Origin of the sequence: Micromonospora aurantiaca ATCC 27029, assembly GCF_000145235.1 — a bacterium.
Taxonomy (GTDB): domain Bacteria; phylum Actinomycetota; class Actinomycetes; order Mycobacteriales; family Micromonosporaceae; genus Micromonospora; species Micromonospora aurantiaca.
The window spans coordinates 1,329,740-1,350,457 of sequence record NC_014391.1; the positions used below are offsets into that span (position 1 = coordinate 1,329,740).

At 68.7% G+C, this 20,718-nt stretch carries 8 protein-coding genes; all 8 read left to right on the top strand.

Translation table 11 applies throughout. The features are described 5' to 3' along the window. The first annotated feature begins 90 nt into the window (after positions 1 to 90). The 8 genes from pglW to MICAU_RS06505 all read left to right on the top strand — a co-directional run bounded on the left by pglW (position 91) and on the right by MICAU_RS06505 (position 20,671). Positions 91 to 4,200 (top strand): BREX system serine/threonine kinase PglW, encoded by a 4,110-nt coding sequence (gene pglW, locus MICAU_RS06470; RefSeq protein ID WP_013284492.1) that lies wholly within the window; start codon positions 91 to 93, stop codon positions 4,198 to 4,200. Beyond that, the gene (gene pglX, locus MICAU_RS06475; RefSeq protein ID WP_013284493.1) at positions 4,197 to 7,721 is read left to right on the top strand and encodes a BREX-2 system adenine-specific DNA-methyltransferase PglX; all 3,525 of its coding nucleotides are present in this window, start codon (positions 4,197 to 4,199) and stop codon (positions 7,719 to 7,721) included. The genes pglW and pglX overlap by 4 nt, the downstream gene beginning before the upstream one ends. Positions 7,722 to 7,733: 12 nt before the next feature. Beyond that, positions 7,734 to 8,999, top strand: a complete 1,266-nt coding sequence (locus MICAU_RS06480; RefSeq protein ID WP_013284494.1) for a PIN-like domain-containing protein — start codon at positions 7,734 to 7,736, stop codon at positions 8,997 to 8,999. A gap of 2 nt (positions 9,000 to 9,001) precedes the next feature. Further along, positions 9,002 to 10,492, top strand: a complete 1,491-nt coding sequence (locus tag MICAU_RS32930) for an HNH endonuclease (RefSeq protein WP_013284495.1) — start codon at positions 9,002 to 9,004, stop codon at positions 10,490 to 10,492. 96 nt (positions 10,493 to 10,588) lie between these two features. After that, positions 10,589 to 14,527, top strand: coding sequence for a DUF6079 family protein (locus tag MICAU_RS06490; RefSeq protein ID WP_244879734.1), 3,939 nt, complete (start codon positions 10,589 to 10,591; stop codon positions 14,525 to 14,527). Then, positions 14,524 to 17,256 carry a BREX-2 system phosphatase PglZ gene (gene pglZ, locus MICAU_RS06495; protein WP_013284497.1) on the top strand — a complete coding sequence of 911 codons (2,733 nt, stop codon included), beginning with the start codon at positions 14,524 to 14,526 and terminating at the stop codon, positions 17,254 to 17,256. The genes MICAU_RS06490 and pglZ overlap by 4 nt, the downstream gene beginning before the upstream one ends. After that, positions 17,253 to 18,554: a BREX system ATP-binding protein BrxD gene (gene brxD, locus MICAU_RS06500; protein WP_013284498.1), complete on the top strand. Its 1,302-nt coding sequence runs from the start codon at positions 17,253 to 17,255 to the stop codon at positions 18,552 to 18,554. The genes pglZ and brxD overlap by 4 nt, the downstream gene beginning before the upstream one ends. 38 nt (positions 18,555 to 18,592) lie before the next feature. Next, the gene (locus MICAU_RS06505; RefSeq protein ID WP_244879736.1) at positions 18,593 to 20,671 is read left to right on the top strand and encodes a DEAD/DEAH box helicase; all 2,079 of its coding nucleotides are present in this window, start codon (positions 18,593 to 18,595) and stop codon (positions 20,669 to 20,671) included. The last annotated feature ends 47 nt before the right edge of the window (positions 20,672 to 20,718 follow it).

Genomic DNA, 20,718 nt, shown 5'->3' on the forward strand with positions numbered 1-20,718 from the left:
TGTTCGACGGCCGGTACCGTGCACCGGATCCAACACAGTTGAATACGTGGGGAGTGGCCGTCATGACTGCGCAGATTCGCTTGGTGCATCATGCGTGAGGACTCACCACGCTGGCAACAAATCAACCCCACTGCTTACCTGCATGAACAGGACGGCCTGCGGGAGCTGGCGTCGTACCTGCCGGACGCCGAGCCTTATCATGTCTGGGCCAACGTGGAGTTCGTGGGCACCGACGGCTCCATCAACGAGATCGACGCCCTGGTACTCACCCGCAGCGGCCTTTACGTGCTCGAACTCAAGCACTGGCAAGGTCGAATCTCTGGCGACGGGCAGCGGTGGCAGCATGGTCGATCGCACGTAGACAGCCCGCTGATCCTGACCAACCGCAAGGCCAAACGGCTGCGCAGCGTCATTCGCCAGTACGCCCCGCCCGCTGCCCGGATCCCCTTCGTGCACGCGGCAGTGTTCCTGCACGCCCGGAACATGCACTGCGAACTGGACGACATCGGGCGTCAGCACGTCTACGGCTTGGACGACAACAACAGCCAGTTGCCGAGCCTCAAGCAGATGCTGCTGGCGCCGCCAGCGGATTCCCGCCATCTCGTCGACGCGGTACGTGCCCGCCAGATCGTCGAGCTGGTGCGCGGCGCCAAGATTCGGCCGTCGGTGGCCGAGCGGCGGGTCAACCAACTCATGCTGCACCAGCGGCCCTTCGCGGAGGGAATCGGCTGGCAGGACTTCCTCGCCGACCATACCGTGGACACCTCGCTGCTGCGGCGGGTGCGGTTCTATCTGACCAGCCGAGCTGCGGAGGAGGACGTGCCGGCCATCCGGCGGGCCGCCGAACGTGAGTTCCGGCTGTTACAGGGCATCCATCATCCGGGTATCGCCCGCGCGCTGGACCTGGTCGACCACCCCTGGGGCCCGGCGGTGGTCTTCGACCACCGGCCCGAGTGGCAGCGACTCGACCAGTGGCTGGCCGAGCGAGACGGCCGGCTCCAACTGGCCCAGCGACTGCAACTGGTGCAGGATCTCGCCGAGATCGTGGGGCACGCCCACTCGCGTCGGCTGTCACACCGCTCGCTGAACCCCCGGGCGGTCTACGTCTGCGACCCGGACAGCGCCCGCCCCACGCTGGTGGTCACCGACTGGCAGACCGGTGGGCGGCTGCCCGGCACCCGGATGACCTCCCTCGGCTCGCCCACGGACCCGGCCTCGCTGGAGCTCTTCTTCGACGACTCGGTCCGGCGCTACCAGGCACCCGAGGCGGCAACCCTGGACGACCTGCCGGGCCATCAGCTCGACATGTTCTCGCTCGGGGCGCTGGCGTACCGCATCTTTACGGCCGTGGAGCCGGCAGCTTCGGCGGAGGAACTTGTCGCGGCAGTGGCCGGCGGTGGCCTGCGGCTGGACGCGGTCGCCGACGGCATGCCGAAGGCGCTCGTTGAAATCGTCTACGACGCCACCCGGGGCGATCCGGGGCCGCGGATGCGGCGGGTCACCGACTTCCTCGCCGGCCTGGAGCTGGTCTGGGAGGAACTGACCGCGCCGGAGCCGGAGCCGGTGGTGGATCCGTTACGCGCCCACCGCGGCGACGTCCTCGACGGCGGGCTGACCGTGCTCGGCCGGCTGGGCAGCGGCTCCACGGCGGTCGCCCTGCTGGTAACCGAAGAGGCCGGATCGGACCGGCGACCGGTGGTGCTGAAGGTCGCCCGGGACGAGCAGTACGCGGACCGCTTCGCCGCCGAGGCCCGCGCCGTGGACAAGCTGCGGGACGCGCGAGTTGCCGCGCTGGTGCGTGGTCCGGTCAAGGTGGGCGGCCGGACCGCGCTACTGCTGGAGAACGCGGGCGAACGTACTCTGGCCGAGGACCTGCGTGGCGGGCGGCTGGCGCTGGACCTGCTGGAACGGTACGGCCGGGACCTGCTGGAGATCGTCGCCTTCCTGGACGGGCAGGGCGTGTGGCACCGGGACATCAAACCGGCGAACCTGGCTTCCCGCCCTCGTCCGAAGGACAAGCAACCACACCTGTGCATCTTCGACTTCTCGCTGGCAGCGGTCCCCGCCGACCAGCTCACCGCCGGCACCACCGCCTACCTGGACCCGTTCCTCGGTCCGCCTCGCCGACTGCGCTACGACGCCGCGGCCGAACGGTTCGCCGCCGCCGTGACGCTCTACGAGATGGCCACCGGGACACTGCCCCGGTGGGGCAACGGCGCCAACCCGGCCGCTGTCAGCGACGAAGTAACCCTCGACCCGGCGGCCTTCGATCCCTCGGTCGCGGACCGCCTGGTCGCCTACTTCGCCAAGGCGTTGGCCCGGGACACGGCGGACCGGTTCGACACGCTCGACGAGATGACCGACGCGTGGCGGGCGGTGTTCCGGGAGATTCCCGAACCGGCGGCCCTCGCCGGCGACACCGGTGGTCTCGCGCCGTTGAGCCGAGCCTCGTCGCTGGAGGCGGCCGAGTTGACCGCCCGCGCGCGGTCGGCGCTGGAACGCCTCGGCATCGGCACCGTCGGCGAGTTGCTGGACGCCGAGCCCTCCGCGTTGACCCGGGCTCGGGGGGTGCCGGACGCCACCCGCAAGGAGATCCTCGCCCGGAGCCGGGAGCTACGTGAGCTCCTCGCCACCGTCGAGCCGCCGGTACCCGGCCGGCCGGACGCACAGCACGTCGAGGCGCTCTGCGCCACCCTGCTGCCTGCGGAGACCGCCCGCACCTCCTGGCACCGCACCGCCATTCAGGTGTTGCTCGGTCAAGCCGCCGACGAGGACGGTCACTACCTGCACTGGCCGTCCCAGGCGGATGTGGCACGGGTGGTCGGCAAACAGCAGCCGCAGATCTCCAACCTGTTGCGCCGGGTCCAAACCCGCGACTGGCTGTCCAACTCGGCGCTCGGCCTGGTCCGCGACGAGGTCGTGGCGCTGCTGGACGCGCGGGGTGGGGTGGCGTCCAGCGAAGAGATCGCTGAGGCGCTGAACGTCACCCGCGGCTCCTACACGGCCGAGCCCAAGCGCACCGCGCAGGCCATCGGCCTGGTCCGCGCCGCGGTGGAGACGGAACTGGCCCGGGGCGGTGACGCACGGCTGGCGATGCAGCGGTTGCGCGGTGGGGACACCGTGCTCATCGGTCGCGAACCGGACGATCCCTCCACCGAGCGCACGGCCGACGATCTGCTCGGATACGTCACCCGCCTGGGTCGCCGGGCGGCGGTGCTGGCCGGCGCGGACCCGCTGCCGAGCCGGAGTCGTGCCGTGGAGGAACTGCGGGCGCTGGAGCGTCCCCCGGCCGGAATGCCACCGTTGAGCGAGGCCCGGCTGCTTCAGCTCGCTGCCGCCGGCAGCGGCGGCGAGGCCGCGGTCAACGCGCAGGGCCAGCTCTACCCGGCCGAGCGGATGGCCGCCGAGCGCGCGCTGCGCCTGGCCGCCGGCGCGCTCGTGGGCCAGAAGCTCGACCCCGAGACGGTACGCGCCAGAGTGCGTGCCCGGTTCCCGCGTGCTCAGGAACTACCGCCACGACCGAAGCTCGACGAACTGGTGCGGGAGATCCCGCTGTTCTGGGATGCGAGCACCGGCCGTTACGTCCCGCCGGACCGCACCTCGTCGCTGACCGGTACCCGCTCGGTCAGTACAGTCGGGCCGATCCTGGCGCCGGGAGCCGCCGCCCGGGCCCGCCGGCGGCTCGCCGAGGTGATCGACCGGCGCGGCTTCCTGGTGGCGCTGACGTCGATCCGGCGGCCGGGCTGCGCCCGCCAGGCCCTGCTGGACCGCTACGACCTCACCGAGGTCGACGTGACCGCGGTCATGCTGGAGCGGCTCCGCGCGCTCGGCTTCCCCTGGGAGACGATCGTCGCCGCTGACACCGGCTCGCCGACCGACGCTGATTTCCGCTCCCTTGTGGAGCTCTTCCAGCACGAGGTGATGCCGGCGATCCGGACCGCGCTGGCCGAGACCGACCGGCCGGTGCTGATCACCGAGGCGGCGCCGTTGGCCCGCTACCAGCAGTTGGGGGTGGTCCAGGAACTGGCCGACCCGACCCGTCCCCGTCCGGCCGCCCGGTTGCTGCTGGTGCCGGTGCGCCGCACCGAGCCGCTGCTGCTCGACGGGCAGCAGCTTCCGCTCACCTCGCTGGCCAACCAGTCGCTGTGGCTGCCGGACGAGTGGGACAGCCCCATCCTGGAGAGGACCGCCCCCCGATGATTCCGCTGAAGGCGCTGCAGACCCAGGTCACCGCCCTCACCGACGACCTGCGTGGGCAGGTCGCCGCGGACTCCGAGCTGGAGTCGTCGCTGCGCAAGGAACACGCCCGGGCGACCGAGGCCCGGCGTACGGGGGGAACGTTCGAGACCTGGCTGGACGACGTCGTAGACCAGGCGGCGGTGGCCTGGGTGCTCGGCTGCGTGTTCGTCCGCTTCTGCGAGGACAACGAACTGGTCGATCCGCTCTGGATCGGCGGCCCGGAGCCGGTCGCGCCGGTTGGCCGGGCCATGCAGCACCGCCAGCAGCACCTGATTGACAACCCCCGGCACAACGACCGGGAATGGCTGCGCGAGGCGTTCACCTACCTGCGTGGGCTGCGCGCCACCGGCAAGATCTTCGACGAGCACAACCCGGTGTGGCGGTTCGACATCTCCGGCGCGGCGGCGGAGAAGCTGTCGGAGTTCTTCCGGCGAGGGCCGGGTCTGGTGTCGCTGCGCGTCGACGACCTGAACACCCGCTTCCTCGGCGACCTCTACCAGGACCTGTCGACGCACGCCAAGAAGACGTACGCCCTGTTGCAGACGCCGGACTTCGTCGAGGAGTTCATCCTCGACCGCACGTTCGAGCCGGCGGTACGCGAATTCGGCCTGCCGGAGACTTCGGTCATCGACCCGACCTGCGGGTCGGGGCACTTCCTGCTGGGCGCGTTCGGCCAGCTGGTGCGCAAGTGGCGGGAGCGCGAGCCCGCCACCGACATCCGGGTGCTGGTGGAGCGGGCGCTCGGCCAGGTGACCGGCGTGGACATAAACCCGTTCGCGGTGGCGATCGCCCGGTTCCGGCTGCTGATCGCCGCGATGAGGGAATGCGGCCTGACGTCGCTGGAACGCACGCCGTCGTGGCCGGTCAGGGTGGCGACGGGCGACTCCCTTTTGCAGTGGGGACGCAAGTCGCGACACCAGGGCGACCTGATCGCGATGTTGGAGGGGCAGAACGCCTTCGCGTACGCGGCTGAGGACGCCGACGTGCTCGCCGACTACCTGCGCGAGGGCCAGTACACGGTGGTGGTCGGTAATCCGCCGTACATCACGGTCGCAGACAAGGCCCGCAACCAGCTCTACCGGGATATCTATCCCGACGTCTGCCACCGCCAATATGCGCTGACCGTGCCGTTCGCGAAGCGCTTCTTCGACCTGGCGAGGCAGTCAGACGAGCACGGCGAGGGAGCGGGCCATGTCGGCCAGATCACCGGCAACGCCTTCATGAAGCGCGAGTTCGGTAAGAAGTTGATCGAGGATTACTTCGCGCATCAAGTCGAGTTGACTGCCATTGTAGATACGTCGGGCGCGTATATTCCAGGTCATGGCACTCCCACTGCAATCTTAGTGGGACGGTCGAGATTCCGCCGCCGCGCGCCGAACATTCGCATAATCCGTGGGATCAGGGGAGAGCCTGAGCGGCCAGGCGATGCTGCAAACGGAGCAGTCTGGACTGCAATCAAAAAGCAATTCGACCTGCCGGGTTCTGATTCTGAGTGGATCAGCGTACAGGACACTCCTCGCAGCGAGATGGCTTGTTTTCCTTGGAGCCTTTCTGGGGGTGGGGCGGTTGAACTCCGGGATTTGATCGAGCAGAGAAGTGTCCCGCTTGGGTCAGCGGTTGATTCCATCGGCCGAACCACCCATACCGGTCAAGATGAGGCCTTTTATCTAAATTCAGCCGCAGTTGCGACTAGAGGTATGAGTAGTGCGGTTGTTCCGGTAGTCGCGGGCGAAGATGTTCGAGATTTCCAGCTCCATCTCGACGCCGTAGCAATGTTCCCCTATGGCACTGACGGGGTGCCTCGGGAAACCTCAATTTCGGAGTCCCGATTTTACTGGATAACTCGCGTTTGGCTGCGTTCAAGAATCGATTTCGGTCGCACAGTGGAGCAGCGCGGATTGAGATGGTTTGACCACAGCATGTTCTTCGCAAAGCGATTTCGTGTCCCGCGCTCAATCGCGTTTCCCTTTGTCGCCACCCATAACCACTTCGTCCTCGACAGGGGCGGCAAGGTGTTCAACAGGACGGCGCCGGCTATAAAGCTGGCGGAGAGGGCTACTGAATACGATCACCTTCGGCTGCTTGGGGTGTTGAACAGTTCCACCGCCTGCTTCTGGCTCAAGCAGGTCAGCTACCCGAAGGGTGGTGACCCGATCGGGGGCGACGGAGCAAGGGTGAGCGCCGAGCCTTGGTCTGACCGCTACGAGTTCACCGGGACGAAGCTCCAAGAGTTTCCGCTGCCAAGGGCGTACCCGGTGGAGCGGGCGCGGCTGCTCGACTCGCTGGCGCAGCGGCTCGCCGGCCTGACCCCGGCGGCGGTCGCGGAGTCCGCGGTGCCGACCCGGGAGCGGCTGGCGACGGCGCACGCCGACTACGACGAGACGCGGGCGCGGATGATCGCCTTGCAGGAGGAGTTGGACTGGGAGGTCTACCGGCTCTACGGGCTGCGCGACGACGACCTGACCTTTGTCGAGCCGCCGCGACTCGCGTTGGGGGAGCGGGCGTTCGAGATCGTGCTGGCGCGCCGGATGGCGGCCGGTGAGGTGGAGACGCAGTGGTTCGCCCGGCACGGGTCGACACCGCTCACGGAGCTGCCGGCGCACTGGCCGGACGACTACCGGGCGTTGGTGCAGCGGCGGATCGAGGTGATCGAGTCGGACCGGAACATCGCGCTGATCGAACGGCCGGAGTGCAAGCGGCGGTGGGCCACCGAGGGCTGGGACGCCATGCAGGCCAAGGCGCTGCGTGACTGGCTGCTCGACCGGCTGGAGGCGCCCGAACTGTGGGGCGACCGGCCGATACCGCAGTCGGTGGCGCAGCTCGCAGACCGGGTACGCCACGACGACGACTTCCGCGCGGTGCTGGAGTTGTGGGCCGGCCGCGACGACTACGACCTGACGAAGACGCTGGCGAAACTAATCGCCGACGAACACGTCCCCTTCCTGCCCGCCTACCGCTACAAGCCGTCCGGCTTACGCAAGCGGGCGCAGTGGGAGCGGACCTGGGCGCAGCAGCGGCTGGAGGACGCGGGCGAAGACGTGGACATCAAGGTGCCGCCGAAGTACACGTCGGCGGACTTCGCCAAGCCGTCGTACTGGAGGGCGCGCGGCAAGCTCGACGTGCCGAAGGAGCGCTTCATCTCGTATCCGAAGGCGGGTCGCGACGGTGACGGTACGGAACTGCTCGGCTGGGCGGGGTGGGACCACCTCGCGCAGGCACAGGCGCTGGCGACCGTCTATCTGGATCGCAAGCTGCAGGCTGCGTGGTCGGCGGAACGACTGCTGCCGTTGCTGGCGGGCATCGCGGAGCTGGAGCCGTGGCTGCACCAGTGGCACACCGACGAGCGTCCCGACTTCCCCGGAGTCCCGGCCCAGTTCTTCACCGACCTCATCGACACCGAACTGTCCCAGCTTGGGGCTGACCGACCAGATCTCCTCGCGCTGCGAGGGCTTGGTGGCCATGCCGACAACCGCGGCGAGTAGCAGGAGTAGAAGATGATCGACCAGGCAAGTCTGGGCGGCCTGTACGACGGCTTCGAGGGCTACCGCAATGTGGAGCGAGCGGATCTCGATCAGGTGCTCCGAACAGGCATCGTCGCACTGGACACCAACCTGCTGCTGGATCTCTACCGCTACTCCAAGAGCGCTCGGAAGCAGGTCTTCTCGGCGCTCGACGCAGTGGCGCCCGCGTTGTTCATGCCGGCTCAAGTGCAGAAGGAGTTCTGGCGCAACCGGGACGACGTGATCCGGCGCGTGATCGCCACCAACTCAGTCGCCGGCCTGCAGGAAGCCAGGAAGAAGGCTCTCGCCGAGGTCGACTCGTGGGCTGCCCGCACGACGCCTGGGGCCGAAGCAGACGAGCAGCGGGCACTGCTCGACAAGGCATTCACCGAGGTGATCGGCTGGGTGAAGCGTGGCGGGAGCGGGCTCAACCTGCGGGCGGCACTTCGTGACGTTGCCGAGGACCCTGTCCTCGGCAAACTCCGCGAACTCTTCGAGCACCGCGTCGGCCGGCCGTTCCCTTCCGAGCGCCTGGCGGAGTTGATCGCCGTCGGGCGACAGCGCTTCGAGCGCCGGATGCCGCCCGGATACATGGACGCGGACAAGCCGGGCCAGCAGGAGGAGGGAACCGGGGACTTCCTCCTCTGGGAGCAGCTCATCCAGCACGCGGCGGTGCAGAGGAAAAACCTGCTCTTCGTCACCCGGGACCGCAAGGAGGACTGGTGGCGGCTCGACGCGGCCAGAGAGCCGATCGGGCCGCGCGTGGAGTTGATCAACGAGATGTCCGAACGGGCGGGCGTGGGCTTCTTCATGGCCGTACCCGAGGACTTCCTGGCGGCGGCGTCCGCCGCCTTCCAGGTCGACGTCAGTGAGAGCACGCTCGATACGACCGAGCGGCTCGCCGAGGAGCCGGAGCAGGACGGACCACGGCCCTGGACCCGGGCTCAGTTCGAGATCCTGCTGGCCCGGCTTGAGGAGTCTGGCTATCCGCTGCGGGCGGCCGTACTTCGGGAGGCGGCCCAGAGTCCGAAGGGCTTTCTGCCGAGACAACGGGTCTACGAACTCGGTGAGTATCCCGAGGGACGTCTGCTGGTCGGCTTCACCCGGCCCGTGATCGGGGCCACGCGAGACCTGGTTGCCACCGGCAGTCTGCCCGAGGGCCTTGAGCCGGCGCTTCGGGCGCACTATGTGCGTAGCGGCAAGGCGGACGGTTTCGTGGTGCCGCGTTCGATCGTCGAGAACCCAGGCGGTGGAGAGTAGCCGTGCCGGACCGTGGACGACTCGACGCCGGAGCGACGCCAGGACACCGGCCGCAACTGGTGTTGCAGTTGCGGGGCGGGGCGAACGTACGCGGCCCGAAGCACTATCAGCACTCCATCATCCGAGGCGTCCGGCTCGCCGAGATTGCGGCGGAACTGGGGCCGGAACTGCCGGTGCTGCGGCGGCTCTATCCGGAAGGTGTGGCGCGACTGTGGGGTTCGACGCCGACTGAGCAAGTGAACAACGACAAGGCGCGTGCGCTCCGTGAACGTAAGGTCGGCGACCACGTTCTCTTCTACGCTGACAAGGTCTTCTACGCCCGCGCCCGCATCCTGCATCTCTTCCGGAATCAGGCCGTCGCGAAGAGGGTGTGGCAGACCGACGATGAGGGCCAGACCTGGGAACACATCATGGCGCTGGGGGCGATCGATCAGTTCACTCATGCCGTCCCGGCCGAGCCCATCCTGCGTCAACTCGGACTCCGTTGTCCGCTGCGGAGTCTCACGCTTGTCAACGCTGACGAGTACGACTCGATCCTGCCGCTCCTCCCGACGTTGCCCAGCATCGGCTCACCGCACGGTCTGCCCACCCGGAAGCGGATGGGCCGTAAGCAGTTCTTCCGCGTGCTGCGGCAGGTGCTCGAAAGGAGCAGTGAGGCATCGCCACCTGACCTGCCGCTGGCGATGCTGTGGGCGATCGGTCGAGCGGCCGCCGCTGCGGAGCCGAGCAGCCGCACCGCAGAGACCACCACGTCCCTAGAGGCGTTCCTCGAACGTCACGGCGGTTCGAACGAGCGATCGCTGCTGCGGCCTCTGGTCGATAGTGGGCTGTGGGACCACGAGCGTGCACTGAACTGGGAGGTAGATCGCTCCGGCTTCCACGGTGGCCGGGCACCGAGCGCTCCGGACGTCGTCAAATCTGACTTGTCGGCAGAGGCCGCCGCGCTGCTGGCCGACGTCGACATGCGGGGTCGCGCCGTGGCGATACTGTCCCGGGCACTGACCTCCGACCTCGACCGGGCAACGGTACTGGCTCAGGTGGGGCTTGCGGGGTACGACTCAGCGGCCGGCACGCTGGAGCCGGATCTCCTCACGCCCACCGGCTCGGGTGATCCGGCGGAGAGAAAGCTCGTGACGGTCGACCGCATCGTCCGCAGCAGCCGGTACGCGAAGGCCGTGAAGCGGCTCTACGACCATCGGTGCCAGATTTGCGGAGTCCGGCTGGCGACCCGGGACGGCTACTACAGCGAAGCGGCGCACATCCGTGGGTTGGGCAAGCCGCACGACGGCACGGACGACCTCAGCAACCTGCTCTGCCTCTGCCCCAATCACCACACCCAGTTCGACTTCTTCGCCCTGTACGTCGATGAGAAGTTCACGGTGCGACGGACGAGCGACGACTCGCCGATCAGCGAGCTACGCCGCCACCCGCAACATCACATCGATCAAAACCATCTGCGGCATCATCGTCGCTTCTGTGGACTTCCAAAATGACGGACAAGGGTGAGGCGACTGTCCGGAATCCGACTCATCTTCACTGTCCTATGCGCCGGTGCCAAGCGAACTGATCTGCGGTTCCTCCCTCGATCGGTGGATGGCAAGCTCAACAGTTTGCGAGGAGTTTTCCCAATCGGTCTGGACGATGTCCAATCAGGGCGCTGCCAACCAATCAGGTCGATGGGTAGCGTGTCGGGCACCCTGGGGAGGCTTGGAGGAGCACCTGTGACGCTGCTGCGCGACCTGATCGACATCCCGACGTCCGTCGGCGAAGGGGACTTCGTGGTGAAGGCGGCCGAGGGTGCCGACCTGCACCGGTACGTCGTCACCGACCAGCTACGCGACAACTTCGCTACGGCGTTGCAGCGGATCGGCCACGCGATCACCACCGGCCGCTCGCAGGCCATGTTCCTGCACGGCTCGTTCGGCTCCGGTAAGTCGCACTTCATGGCGGTGCTGCGGGAGATCCTGGCGCACAACCCCGAGGCCCGGAAGATCAAAGGGCTCGAGGGTCCGGTGGTCGCGGCCGATTCCTGGCTCCCCGGCCGGAAGTTCCTCACCCTGACGCTGCACATGCTCGACGCGCGCTCGGTCGAGCAGGCGATCCTCGAAGGCTATCTGCGCCAGATCACCGCCGCGCATCCGGACGCGCCAGTACCTGCCGTACACCGGTCGGATGCACTGTTGGACAACGCAGCGGGGCTGCGGCGGACGCTGGGCGACGACAAGTTCTTCGCGGCGCTGCGTGGTGGCGCCGCCGCGCCCGGCGCGGGCGGCCTCGGCCTGGCCGCGATGCGGGCCCAGGCCGAGGGGTGGACCCCGCAGCGGTACGCGGAGGCGGCCGCTCAGCCACCCGGCACGAAGGACCGCGACGCGCTCGTCAGTGCGCTCACCCAGACGTTCTTCAGCGGCGCGGTGCACAGCGCCGAATATCTCGACCTGGACAGCGGCCTCGCGGTCATCACCCGGCACGCCAAGTCCCTCGGGTACGACGGGATCGTCCTCTTCCTCGACGAGTTGATCCTCTGGTTGTCCGGCCGCATCGCCGACTACACGTTCGTCAACACCGAGGGAGCGAAGCTCAACAAGCTGGTCGAGTCCGCAGACGCGGCCCGGCCGCTGCCGCTGATCTCCTTCGTCGCCCGGCAGCGCAACCTGGAGGAGTTCCTCGGCCCGCAGGTCGGCGGCACAGAGCGGGAAGCGCTGGCACACGTGATGCGCAGCGTCCAGGGCCGGCTCGGGGAGATCGTCCTCGCCGACACCAACCTGCCGGAGATCACCGAGAAGCGCCTGCTGCACCCCAACGACGAGGCGGCGCGGGCGGTCATCGACAACGCTTTCGCCGCTGTCCGGCACAACCGCGAGGTGTGGGACATCCTGCTGCTCGGCGCACAGTACGGCGACGCCGGCATCGGTTCCGACGCCACCGCCTTCCGCCAGCTCTACCCGTTCTCGCCGGCGCTGGTGGCCACCCTGGTCGCGCTGTCGCAGGCGTTGCAGCGCGAGCGGACCGCGCTGAAGGTGATGACCGAACTGCTGGTCGAGCGGCGGGACACGCTGAAGGTCAATGACCTGATCGGGGTCGCCGCGCTCTTCGACCCGCTGGTTCTGCACGGCGAACTACCGGATCGCCCGAAGCTACGCCAGCAGTTCGACGCCGCCCGCAACCTCTATCTGCGCAAGATGCGCCCGCTACTGCTCACCCTAAACGGCATCGACGACGAGCGGGCAGCAGCACACACCCAGTTCCAGCTCGACGACAAGCTGGTCAAGACCATCCTGCTCGGCGCGCTGGTGCCCGAGGTGCCGGCGCTGCACAACCTGACCGCGGCCAAGTTGCACGCGCTCAACTTCGGCTCGATCGCCTCGCCGATTCCGGGCTACGAGAACACCATGGTGCTCACCCGGCTGCGCAAGATCTCCCAGGACGCGGGAGAACTGCACCTCACCGACGACCATGACCCGGTCGTGTCGCTCAAGCTGCACGCCGTCGACTTCGACAAGCTGCTGGACCTGGTGCCGCACAACGAGACCTCGGCCGGCGTACGGCAGCAACTGCTCCGCGAGCTGATCAGCGCGGAGATGGGGCTGACCGGCACCGAGGGGAGCCACGGTGAGTTGCAGCACCCCCGCGAGTGGCGAGGGCGGCGGCACGTCGTACAGGTCAAGTTCGGCAACGTCCGCGACCCGCTCACGATGCCGGTCGCCGCACTGATCGCTCCTGGCGAATCCTGGCGAGTCATCATCGACTACCCGTTCGATCCGCAGGACTTCCCCCGCAACGCGGACCGGGCCCGGATCGACGAGCTGCCGCGTGGCTCCAACACGGTGTTCTGGCTACCGCTGTACCTGACCGACGACATGATGAGCCGGGTCGCCCAGCTCGCAAAGATCAACTACTTGCTCGGCGTGGGTGGTGCCGGAGAGCGGCTCAACACACTTGCCGCCGACTGGCCCCAGGCCGACCGGCAACAGGGTCGCGTTTACCTGCTGCAGCGTCAGACCCAGCTGCGCGACGGCCTGATCACCGCGCTCAAGCAGGCGTACGGGGCCGCGACTCCGCAGCCCTCCGACGTGCATTCGGACAGCGTCGGCGTGCTGCACACACTGGCCGACGGCCTGCGCGTCGGCGACCCGAGGGGCGGGACGCTCGCCGACGCGTTCCGCAACCTCACCGGTGAGTTGCTGGAGTGGTCGTACCCGGGCACCCCCGCGCTGCCGGTCGACGAGAAGCCGCTCGCCCGGGCCGACCTGCTGAAGGTGTTCGAATACGCCAAGCGCGCCGCCGCCGACCCCACCCACGGCGTCTCCATCGACTCCCCGGCAGACCAGAAGACGCTGCGCCGAATCTGCAACCCGCTGCAGCTCGGTGAGGTGGTCGACCACCGCTACGTTCTCGACATCAGCACCTGCTTCTGGAGCCGGCACCTGCTGCAGGAGGCGGCCCGGCAGGACTACCGGGACCGCTGGCCGGTACACGTGTTGCGCAAGCTGCTCGACCTGCCGAAGGCGCGCGGCTTCGATCGGGAACTGCAAAATCTGATCATCGCGGTCTTCGCGTTCGAGCAGCAGCTCAGCTGGTACGACAACGGTGGCAAGATCAGCGTAGCGGCGGTCAACGGCGTGGAGGACCGCTTCGAGCTGCGCCACCCACCGATGCCGGACGACGAGACCTGGAAGGCGGCGGTGAGCTTCGGCCAACCCTTCTTCGGCGAGGTCCTGCCCCGGTTCCGCAATCCGGCCAACCTGGGCACCCTGGCCGGCACCATGCGCCAGGTCGCGAACCGGTACGCAGGCGACGCCGGCCAACTCGTCGTGAAACTTGATGAGAACGCCGAGCGGCTCGGGCTCGACCCGCACGCCGAGACCGGTCGGCTGGCCACCGCCCGCCGGGTTGCGCAGTTCCTCTCCGAGGTAGCGCAGGAACCCGACGACGTGGTGCTCGTCGCGGTGGTCGCCGAGGGCGAGCCGCGTCTCGGCGGTATGGACGGCCACGCTGCGAGTCAGGTGTTCAAGCAGGCGCGGCAACTCGTTGATGCGCTTGCTGCGGCTCAGTGGTCGGTGATCGACGCCATCACCCGGCGTGCGTGGGCACAGGAGGACGCGCGCGCCCGGCTCATCATCGACCGGCTCCACGCCGCCGGACGGGACGAGCAGCACGGTACGGACCTGGCTGAGGCGCTGCGGCAGGCGGTCGACGCGTCGGTCGAGATGCTCGCCGCACAACGGATCACTCCGCACCCGCTTCCGCCGGCGACACCCATTTCGCCGGATCCGACGCAACGGGTCGTTCCGTCCGGTGGTCCGGCACCAGTGGTCGACCCGGGACGGCCGGACGTCAGGCCGGCGATTCCGAAGCCTCGGGAGAACGGCAGCAGCGCGCTCGCCGACCCGGACCCGATGACTGGGGAGGCGGTCGTGCACGACGCGGCGGCCCTGGAAAAAGTTGTCGGAGAGCTCAGGAAAGAGATCTCCGCAGGTCGCCGGGTCATCATCAGCTGGCGTGCCGAAGCGCCGGAGCGGCAGTCGTGAGCGTTCCGCGTGCTGCCGTCCGCCCTGCGGCGGTCCGACGGAAGGTGGAGTCGTGGCTCGCCGAACAGGACGAGGCAGACGCCATCGTGCTACTCGCCCGGCCGCAGTGGAACGACGAACCGGTGCTCACCGTGGCTGGCAGAACCGTGCGCGTCGTGCCCTGCCCGACGCCGCTCGCAGCACGTGCCGCCCTCGCCGACCGGCCGCCGCACGAGAAGCTCGTCCTCCTGACCGACCTCACAGACAACGAGCTGGGAGACGGTTTACTGGCCCATGTCAGCCTTCAGCAGGGGCGGAGCGTGGACCCCTGGGACCTGGTCAGCCAGACGTTCGGGGGACAGGTACGTCCGGACTCCACGCTGGTGCGTACTGGCCGGTGGGTCGCCGATGCGTTGACTGAGCTTGCGCCGGCCGTGGGCTGGCCGCCGCCGACCGGTACGATCCTGACCCGCGACCACGCCCTGAGACACCTTGCCGGAACGGTGCTCGGACTCGAACCCGACGGGCTGGACGCTGCGGGGCTGCTGCAGTGGAGCACTGACGCTCCGGCACAGATGCGCCTGGGTGACCTGCCGGTCGAATGGATCGACGGAATCGGTACGTTCCTGGTCGACGTCGCCGGTCCGGTCGCGGTACCGGTGCTGGCAGCCGTACGCGCCGGGCACGGGGTCGATGCCATTCCGCTCGGTCTGCTGGCCGGGGTGCTCTGGCCGCGCGACTCCGCGCAGTCCTCGGACGTCGAACTCGCGGTGGCACGGACCCGCCTCGAGCCGCGCTTCGCTGGTACGCGGCTCACCGAGACCCAGGCATGGGCCTACACCGAAGCTGCCGAGGCGTGGATCTACCGCGCCCTCGACGACGAGGCAGTGCGGCACGACGCGCACCGGATCCTGCGTCGAGCCGAGGACATCGCCGAGGAGATCGGTGTCGCCGGCCGGCTTGCCGCCTCGCCCCTGCTCCCGGCCGGCTTCACCCAGCGGATGCGCGCCTTCGGCGCCGCGGTGCGGTTCTCCCTGCCGGTTGCCGGGCCGGCCGTGCCCGCCGGCGACCTGATCGAACGGGCACAGGAGCGGCTGGCCGAGGTGGAAGCCCACCGGTCGGCCGACCGGACGCGGGTGGAGACCGCCCGGATGGCGGTCCGGCTCTTGCGTTGGCTGGCCACCCCCGAGCAGCAGCCGCCCGCCACCATGCTCGATGCGGTTCACCGGCAGATTCGCGAGGACGGCTGGGTCGACCGTGCTCGCCTCGACGTCTTCGACGGTGACGTCGACCAGATGGTCGGCGATGCTTACCGGGTCCTGCACCAGGCAGTCCACGCGCGGCGCTCCCGCCACGACCGCCAGTTTGCTGAGCTGTTTCAGGACGCCACCGGCGCGGAACGGGATCCGGGTGCCCTGTTGCGGGTGGAGGACGTGCTGGACCGGGTGATTCAGCCGATCATCGACAATGGACGGCGCGTCCTGTTGCTGGTCCTGGACGGCATGGGAGCGGCAGCCGGAATCGAGATCGCCGAATCACTGGTGCGCAGCGGCGCCTGGACCGAATTGACCCCGCACGGCGGACAGCGTACGGGGGTGCTCGCCGCGCTGCCGACGGTTACCGCCGTCAACCGGTGCAGTCTCTTGAGCGGCATGATCAGTGTTGGTGACCGCAGCGACGAGCTGAAGGGATTCGCGGCCCGCTTTCCGGACGGGGTGCTCCTGCACAAGGCCGACCTGCGGACGCCTGCTGGGCTGGCTGTCGACCGCGAAGTCGCCGCCGCGATCGAGGATCCGGCGGTGCCCGTGGTCGCCGCTGTCATCAATGCCATCGACGACGCCCTCGACCGGAGCGATCCAGGCACCGTCGAGTGGAGCGCCGATACCGTCAAAGGGCTGCGCGACCTGCTCGCGATCGCACAGGACCGGGTCGTGGTGATGGTCTCCGATCACGGGCATGTCGTCGATCGCGGCTCCGAGGCCGTGGTGGGCAAGTCGGAGAGCAGCGAGAACAGATGGCGTCCCGCTACCGGTGATCCGGCCGACGGCGAACTGCTTTTTCGCGGCACCCGCGTGGCCCTCGCCGACGGCGAGCTCATCCTGCCGTGGCAGGAGGAGCTGCGGTACGGTCCGCGGAAGGCCGGCTATCACGGTGGCGCGAGCCCCGCCGAGGCGGTCATTCCGCTGTTGCTCTTCGCCTCTGGCAACGACGAGACCGTGCCCGGATGGTCGGGAGCTCCGGTCGCCAGCCCGGGCTGGTGGCGGGAACCGCTTCGTCAGACCGCACAGGCGGACCAGCCCGCGGCCGCTGCTCCCCGCACCGTGGCAGCCCGCCCGAGCCGCCGCCCGCGCGCAGTTGTACAGGACGAGAGCCTGTTCGACCTGCCCGCGGCATCGATTCCGCCACCGCTTGCCGGTCCGCCGGCTCCAGTCGATCCGGCATCGGCGCTCGTCGAAGCGCTGCTGGCCAGCCCGGTCTACGCCGATCGGCGGGGAAGCCGGGCACCCATCCCGGACGAGCGCGTGGCCGCGATGATCACCGCTTTGCTGGCAGGCAACGGCCGGGCCACTCTGGAGACGTTGGCCACCCGGGCGGGAGTGCCGGTGCACCGCATTTCCGCCACCTTCACGGCACTCCGGCGGCTCTTGCAGGTCGAGGGCTACCCGGTCCTCAGCCTGGACCCGGACGGGCGGACCGCGAAGCTGGACATCCCGCTGATGATCGAACAGTTCGTGCTGGCGCCCTCATGACGGCCGACGTGAGCGCCCGGCGCCGACGTGACATCGTCGACGCGTTGCGCAGGGGAGTGGTGCCCGCCAACGGCCTGGATGCGCTCGCGGTCGGCCTCGACCGCTTCGTCACCGCGCTCGACGAGGATCTGGATCGCGTGGCCGGCGCGGGCAGTGTGTTCAAGGCCGTCCGGGGCGAGTACGGTGCCGGCAAGACCTTCTTCACCCGGTGGCTCGGCGAGCGGGCGAAGCGGCGCGGATTCGCCGTCGCCGAGGTGCAGATCTCCGAACTCGAGACACCGCTGCACCGGATGGAAACCGTCTACCGGCGCCTCGTCGAGCAGTTGTCCACCGAGCAGTTCCCGCCGAGCGCGCTGCGGCCCGTACTGGACAACTGGATCTTCGCCTTGGAGGAGGATGTCCTCGCGGCCGGCCGGGTGACCGAGGAGGATGCCGAAGCGCTCGACCGAGCGGTGGGCGAACTGCTCGAGACCCGCCTCGCGGACATCTCGCGGAGCACCCCCGCGTTCGCCGCGGCGCTGCGTGGCTACCGTACCGCCCTCGCGGACGGTGACGACGTCACCGCTGGTGGCCTCGCCGCATGGCTGGGCGGGCAGCCGCATGTCGCCGCAGCCACCCGGCGTGCCACCGGAGTCAAGGGGGACCTCGACCACTTCGGCGCGCTCAACTTCCTGCGGGGCCTGCTGACCGTGCTGCGCGACAGCGGCCACCCCGGTCTGCTTCTGGTGCTCGACGAGGTCGAGACCCTGCAGCGGGTTCGTGCGGATGCCCGCGACAAGGCCCTCAACGCCCTACGTCAACTCGTCGACGACATCTACGCCGGCCGCTTCCCTGGGTTGTTCCTGGTGATCACAGGCACGCCGGCGTTCTTCGACGGGCCACAAGGTGTCCAGCGGCTCGCCCCACTGGCCCAACGCCTCGCCACCGACTTCGGCCCGGAGGTCCGCTGGGACAATCCTCGGGCCACCCAGCTTCGGCTGCCCGGATTCACCGAGGAGTCCCTGACTCAACTGGGCGTCCGTGTGCGGGAAATCTACGGCGGCGATCAGGTGGGCCGCCGCGTCGACGACGGTTATCTGGGCGAACTCGCTCGTGCGGTGGCAGGGCGGCTGGGTGGCCAGGTCGGGGTGGCACCGCGGGTCTACCTAAAGAAGCTGGTCGCGGAAGTCCTCGACCGGGTCGACCAGTTCCCCGAGTGGGATCCGCGCCAGCACTACGGGCTGACCTTGCGACCCGCCGAGTTGACCGAGGTGGAGCGGAACGCGTTTGCGGCCGACGACGTCGAGCTGTCGTTATGAGGGACAGTGTCCACTTAGACCCGGTACTGCTGCACCACGTGGTCAACAGCCTCGGTTGGGCGGACTTGCGGCCGCTGCAGCGAGACGCCCTGGCACCTGTGACCCGAGGGGACGACGCGCTACTGCTCGCCGCTACGGCGGGCGGCAAGACCGAAGCGGCGATCTTCCCGCTCCTGACACGCATGGCAGGCGAGCGTTGGGACGGCACCTCACTGATCTATCTGTGCCCGTTGAAGGCACTGCTCAACAACCTGCTACCCCGGCTCGAACGGTACGCCGGATGGCTCGGCCGCTCGGTCGCACTCTGGCACGGCGACGTGAGCACAACGGCTCGCCGACGGACGCTGTGGGAACGCCCAGACATCCTGCTGACCACTCCCGAATCAATCGAGTCGATGCTGGTCAGCGCGAACGTGGACCATCGGATGTTCCTCGCCGGCGTACGAGCCGTCGTGGTGGACGAGGTGCACGCCTTCGCCGGCGACGACCGCGGCTGGCACCTGCTGGCGCTGCTGGAGAGGCTGACCCGGCTGGCCGGACACCCGCTGCAGCGGGTCGGGCTCTCGGCCACCGTGGGGAACCCTGACCAGTTGCTCCGGTGGTTGCAGGGTGCCGGCGCAGACAGCCGACCTGGTGTCGTCGTCGCACCCTCACGTCCCACCGAGGGAGCCCTATCCGCGTCTACGCAGCCACCCGGTCAGGTCGAGCTCGACTATGTAGGCTCCCTGGCCAACGCAGCCGTCGTCATCGCCGCGCTGCATCGAGGAGAGAAGCGGCTGGTCTTCTGTGAGTCCCGGCAGACGGTCGAGGAACTGGCACAGTTGCTCCGCGAACGCGGTGTCACCACCTTCCTCTCCCATGCTTCGCTCTCACTCGACGAGCGGCGCCGGGCAGAGCAGGCGTTCGCCGAGGCCAGAGATTGCGTCATCGTTTCCACCAGCACGCTCGAGCTCGGTATTGACGTGGGGGACCTGGATCGAGTGGTCCAGGTCGACTCACCGTCAACTGTCGCGTCCTTTCTGCAGAGGCTCGGCCGCAGCGGCCGCAGACCGGGCAGTTCGCGCAACTGCCTCTTTCTCTGCCGCAGTGCTATGGAGCTGACCAGGGCAGCCGCTCTGCTGTCATTGTGGGGCGAAGGCTGGGTGGAGCCCGTCCTCCCACCGCCCGAGCCTCGTCACATCGTCGCCCAGCAAATGCTCGCGCTCTGTCTGCAGGAGGGCCGCGTCGGCAGCCGCCTCTGGGCGCAGGCATGGAACGGGCTGGCCCCGTTTGACCACACCGCCCAGCCCGTTGTGCGTCACCTGACGGAGGAGGGCTACCTGGACAGCGACGGCGGGCTGATGTTCATCGGCACGCAGGCGGAACGCCGATTCGGCCGAAGACATTTCATGGAGCTGACGGCGGTGTTCACCGGCCCGCCGGAGTTCACCGTCCTGCACGGGCGCCAGGAAATCGGGCGGATTGACCCGAGCCTGCTCACCGAGGAGGTACGGGGCGACCGCCGGTTGCTGCTCGGCGGCCGGAGTTGGCGGGTCACCTACGTCGACTGGCGCAGACGGCGTTGTTTCGTGGAACCCGCGGACGGCGGGGGCCGAGCACGGTGGACCTCGCAGGGGTGGCTCGGGTCGAGCTTTCCGCTGACCCGAGCGATGCGGGAGGTCCTGCTCGGGAACGACCCGCCGGTGCGGTTGACCACTAGGGCGGCGAGCCGGCTCGCGACGATCCGGGAGGAGCGCTCGTCCCTGGTCCACCCGGGAGGTACCTGCGTCGTGCGTTCCCGCGGCGAGCTTCACTGGTGGACCTGGGCGGGTCTGCGGGGCAACGCTACGCTGGCCGCCACGCTCGGCGAGGTGATCGACCCCTCGCAGCGCTTCGACGACTGTGCCATCCGGCTCCGCCGGGATGTGACAAGGGACCAGTGGCGAGCCGTGGTGACCGGAGCCGGTGAACGGTTGTGCCTTCCCGACATCGACCGGCGTGCTGTCGCCGGCCTCAAGTTCGGCGCAGCCCTGCCCGAGCGGCTTGCCGCCGCGACCCTGGCGGCACGCCTCGCCGACCTCGACGCAGCAGCAGCCGTGCTGGCGGAGCCGGTTCGCTTCGCGAATCTTTGGTGTTAAGAAGGGCCCCCTCCTCTACCGGAGGCGTTAAGAAGGGGCCCTTCCTT

Bases quoted from the DNA above. Each gene is read 5' to 3' on its own strand.
- brxD (WP_013284498.1), top strand. From the start codon at position 17,253: ATGACGGCCGACGTGAGCGCCCGGCGCCGACGTGACATCGTCGACGCG.
- pglX (WP_013284493.1), top strand. From the start codon at position 4,197: ATGATTCCGCTGAAGGCGCTGCAGACCCAGGTCACCGCCCTCACCGAC.
- MICAU_RS06480 (WP_013284494.1), top strand. From the start codon at position 7,734: ATGATCGACCAGGCAAGTCTGGGCGGCCTGTACGACGGCTTCGAGGGC.
- pglW (WP_013284492.1), top strand. From the start codon at position 91: ATGCGTGAGGACTCACCACGCTGGCAACAAATCAACCCCACTGCTTAC.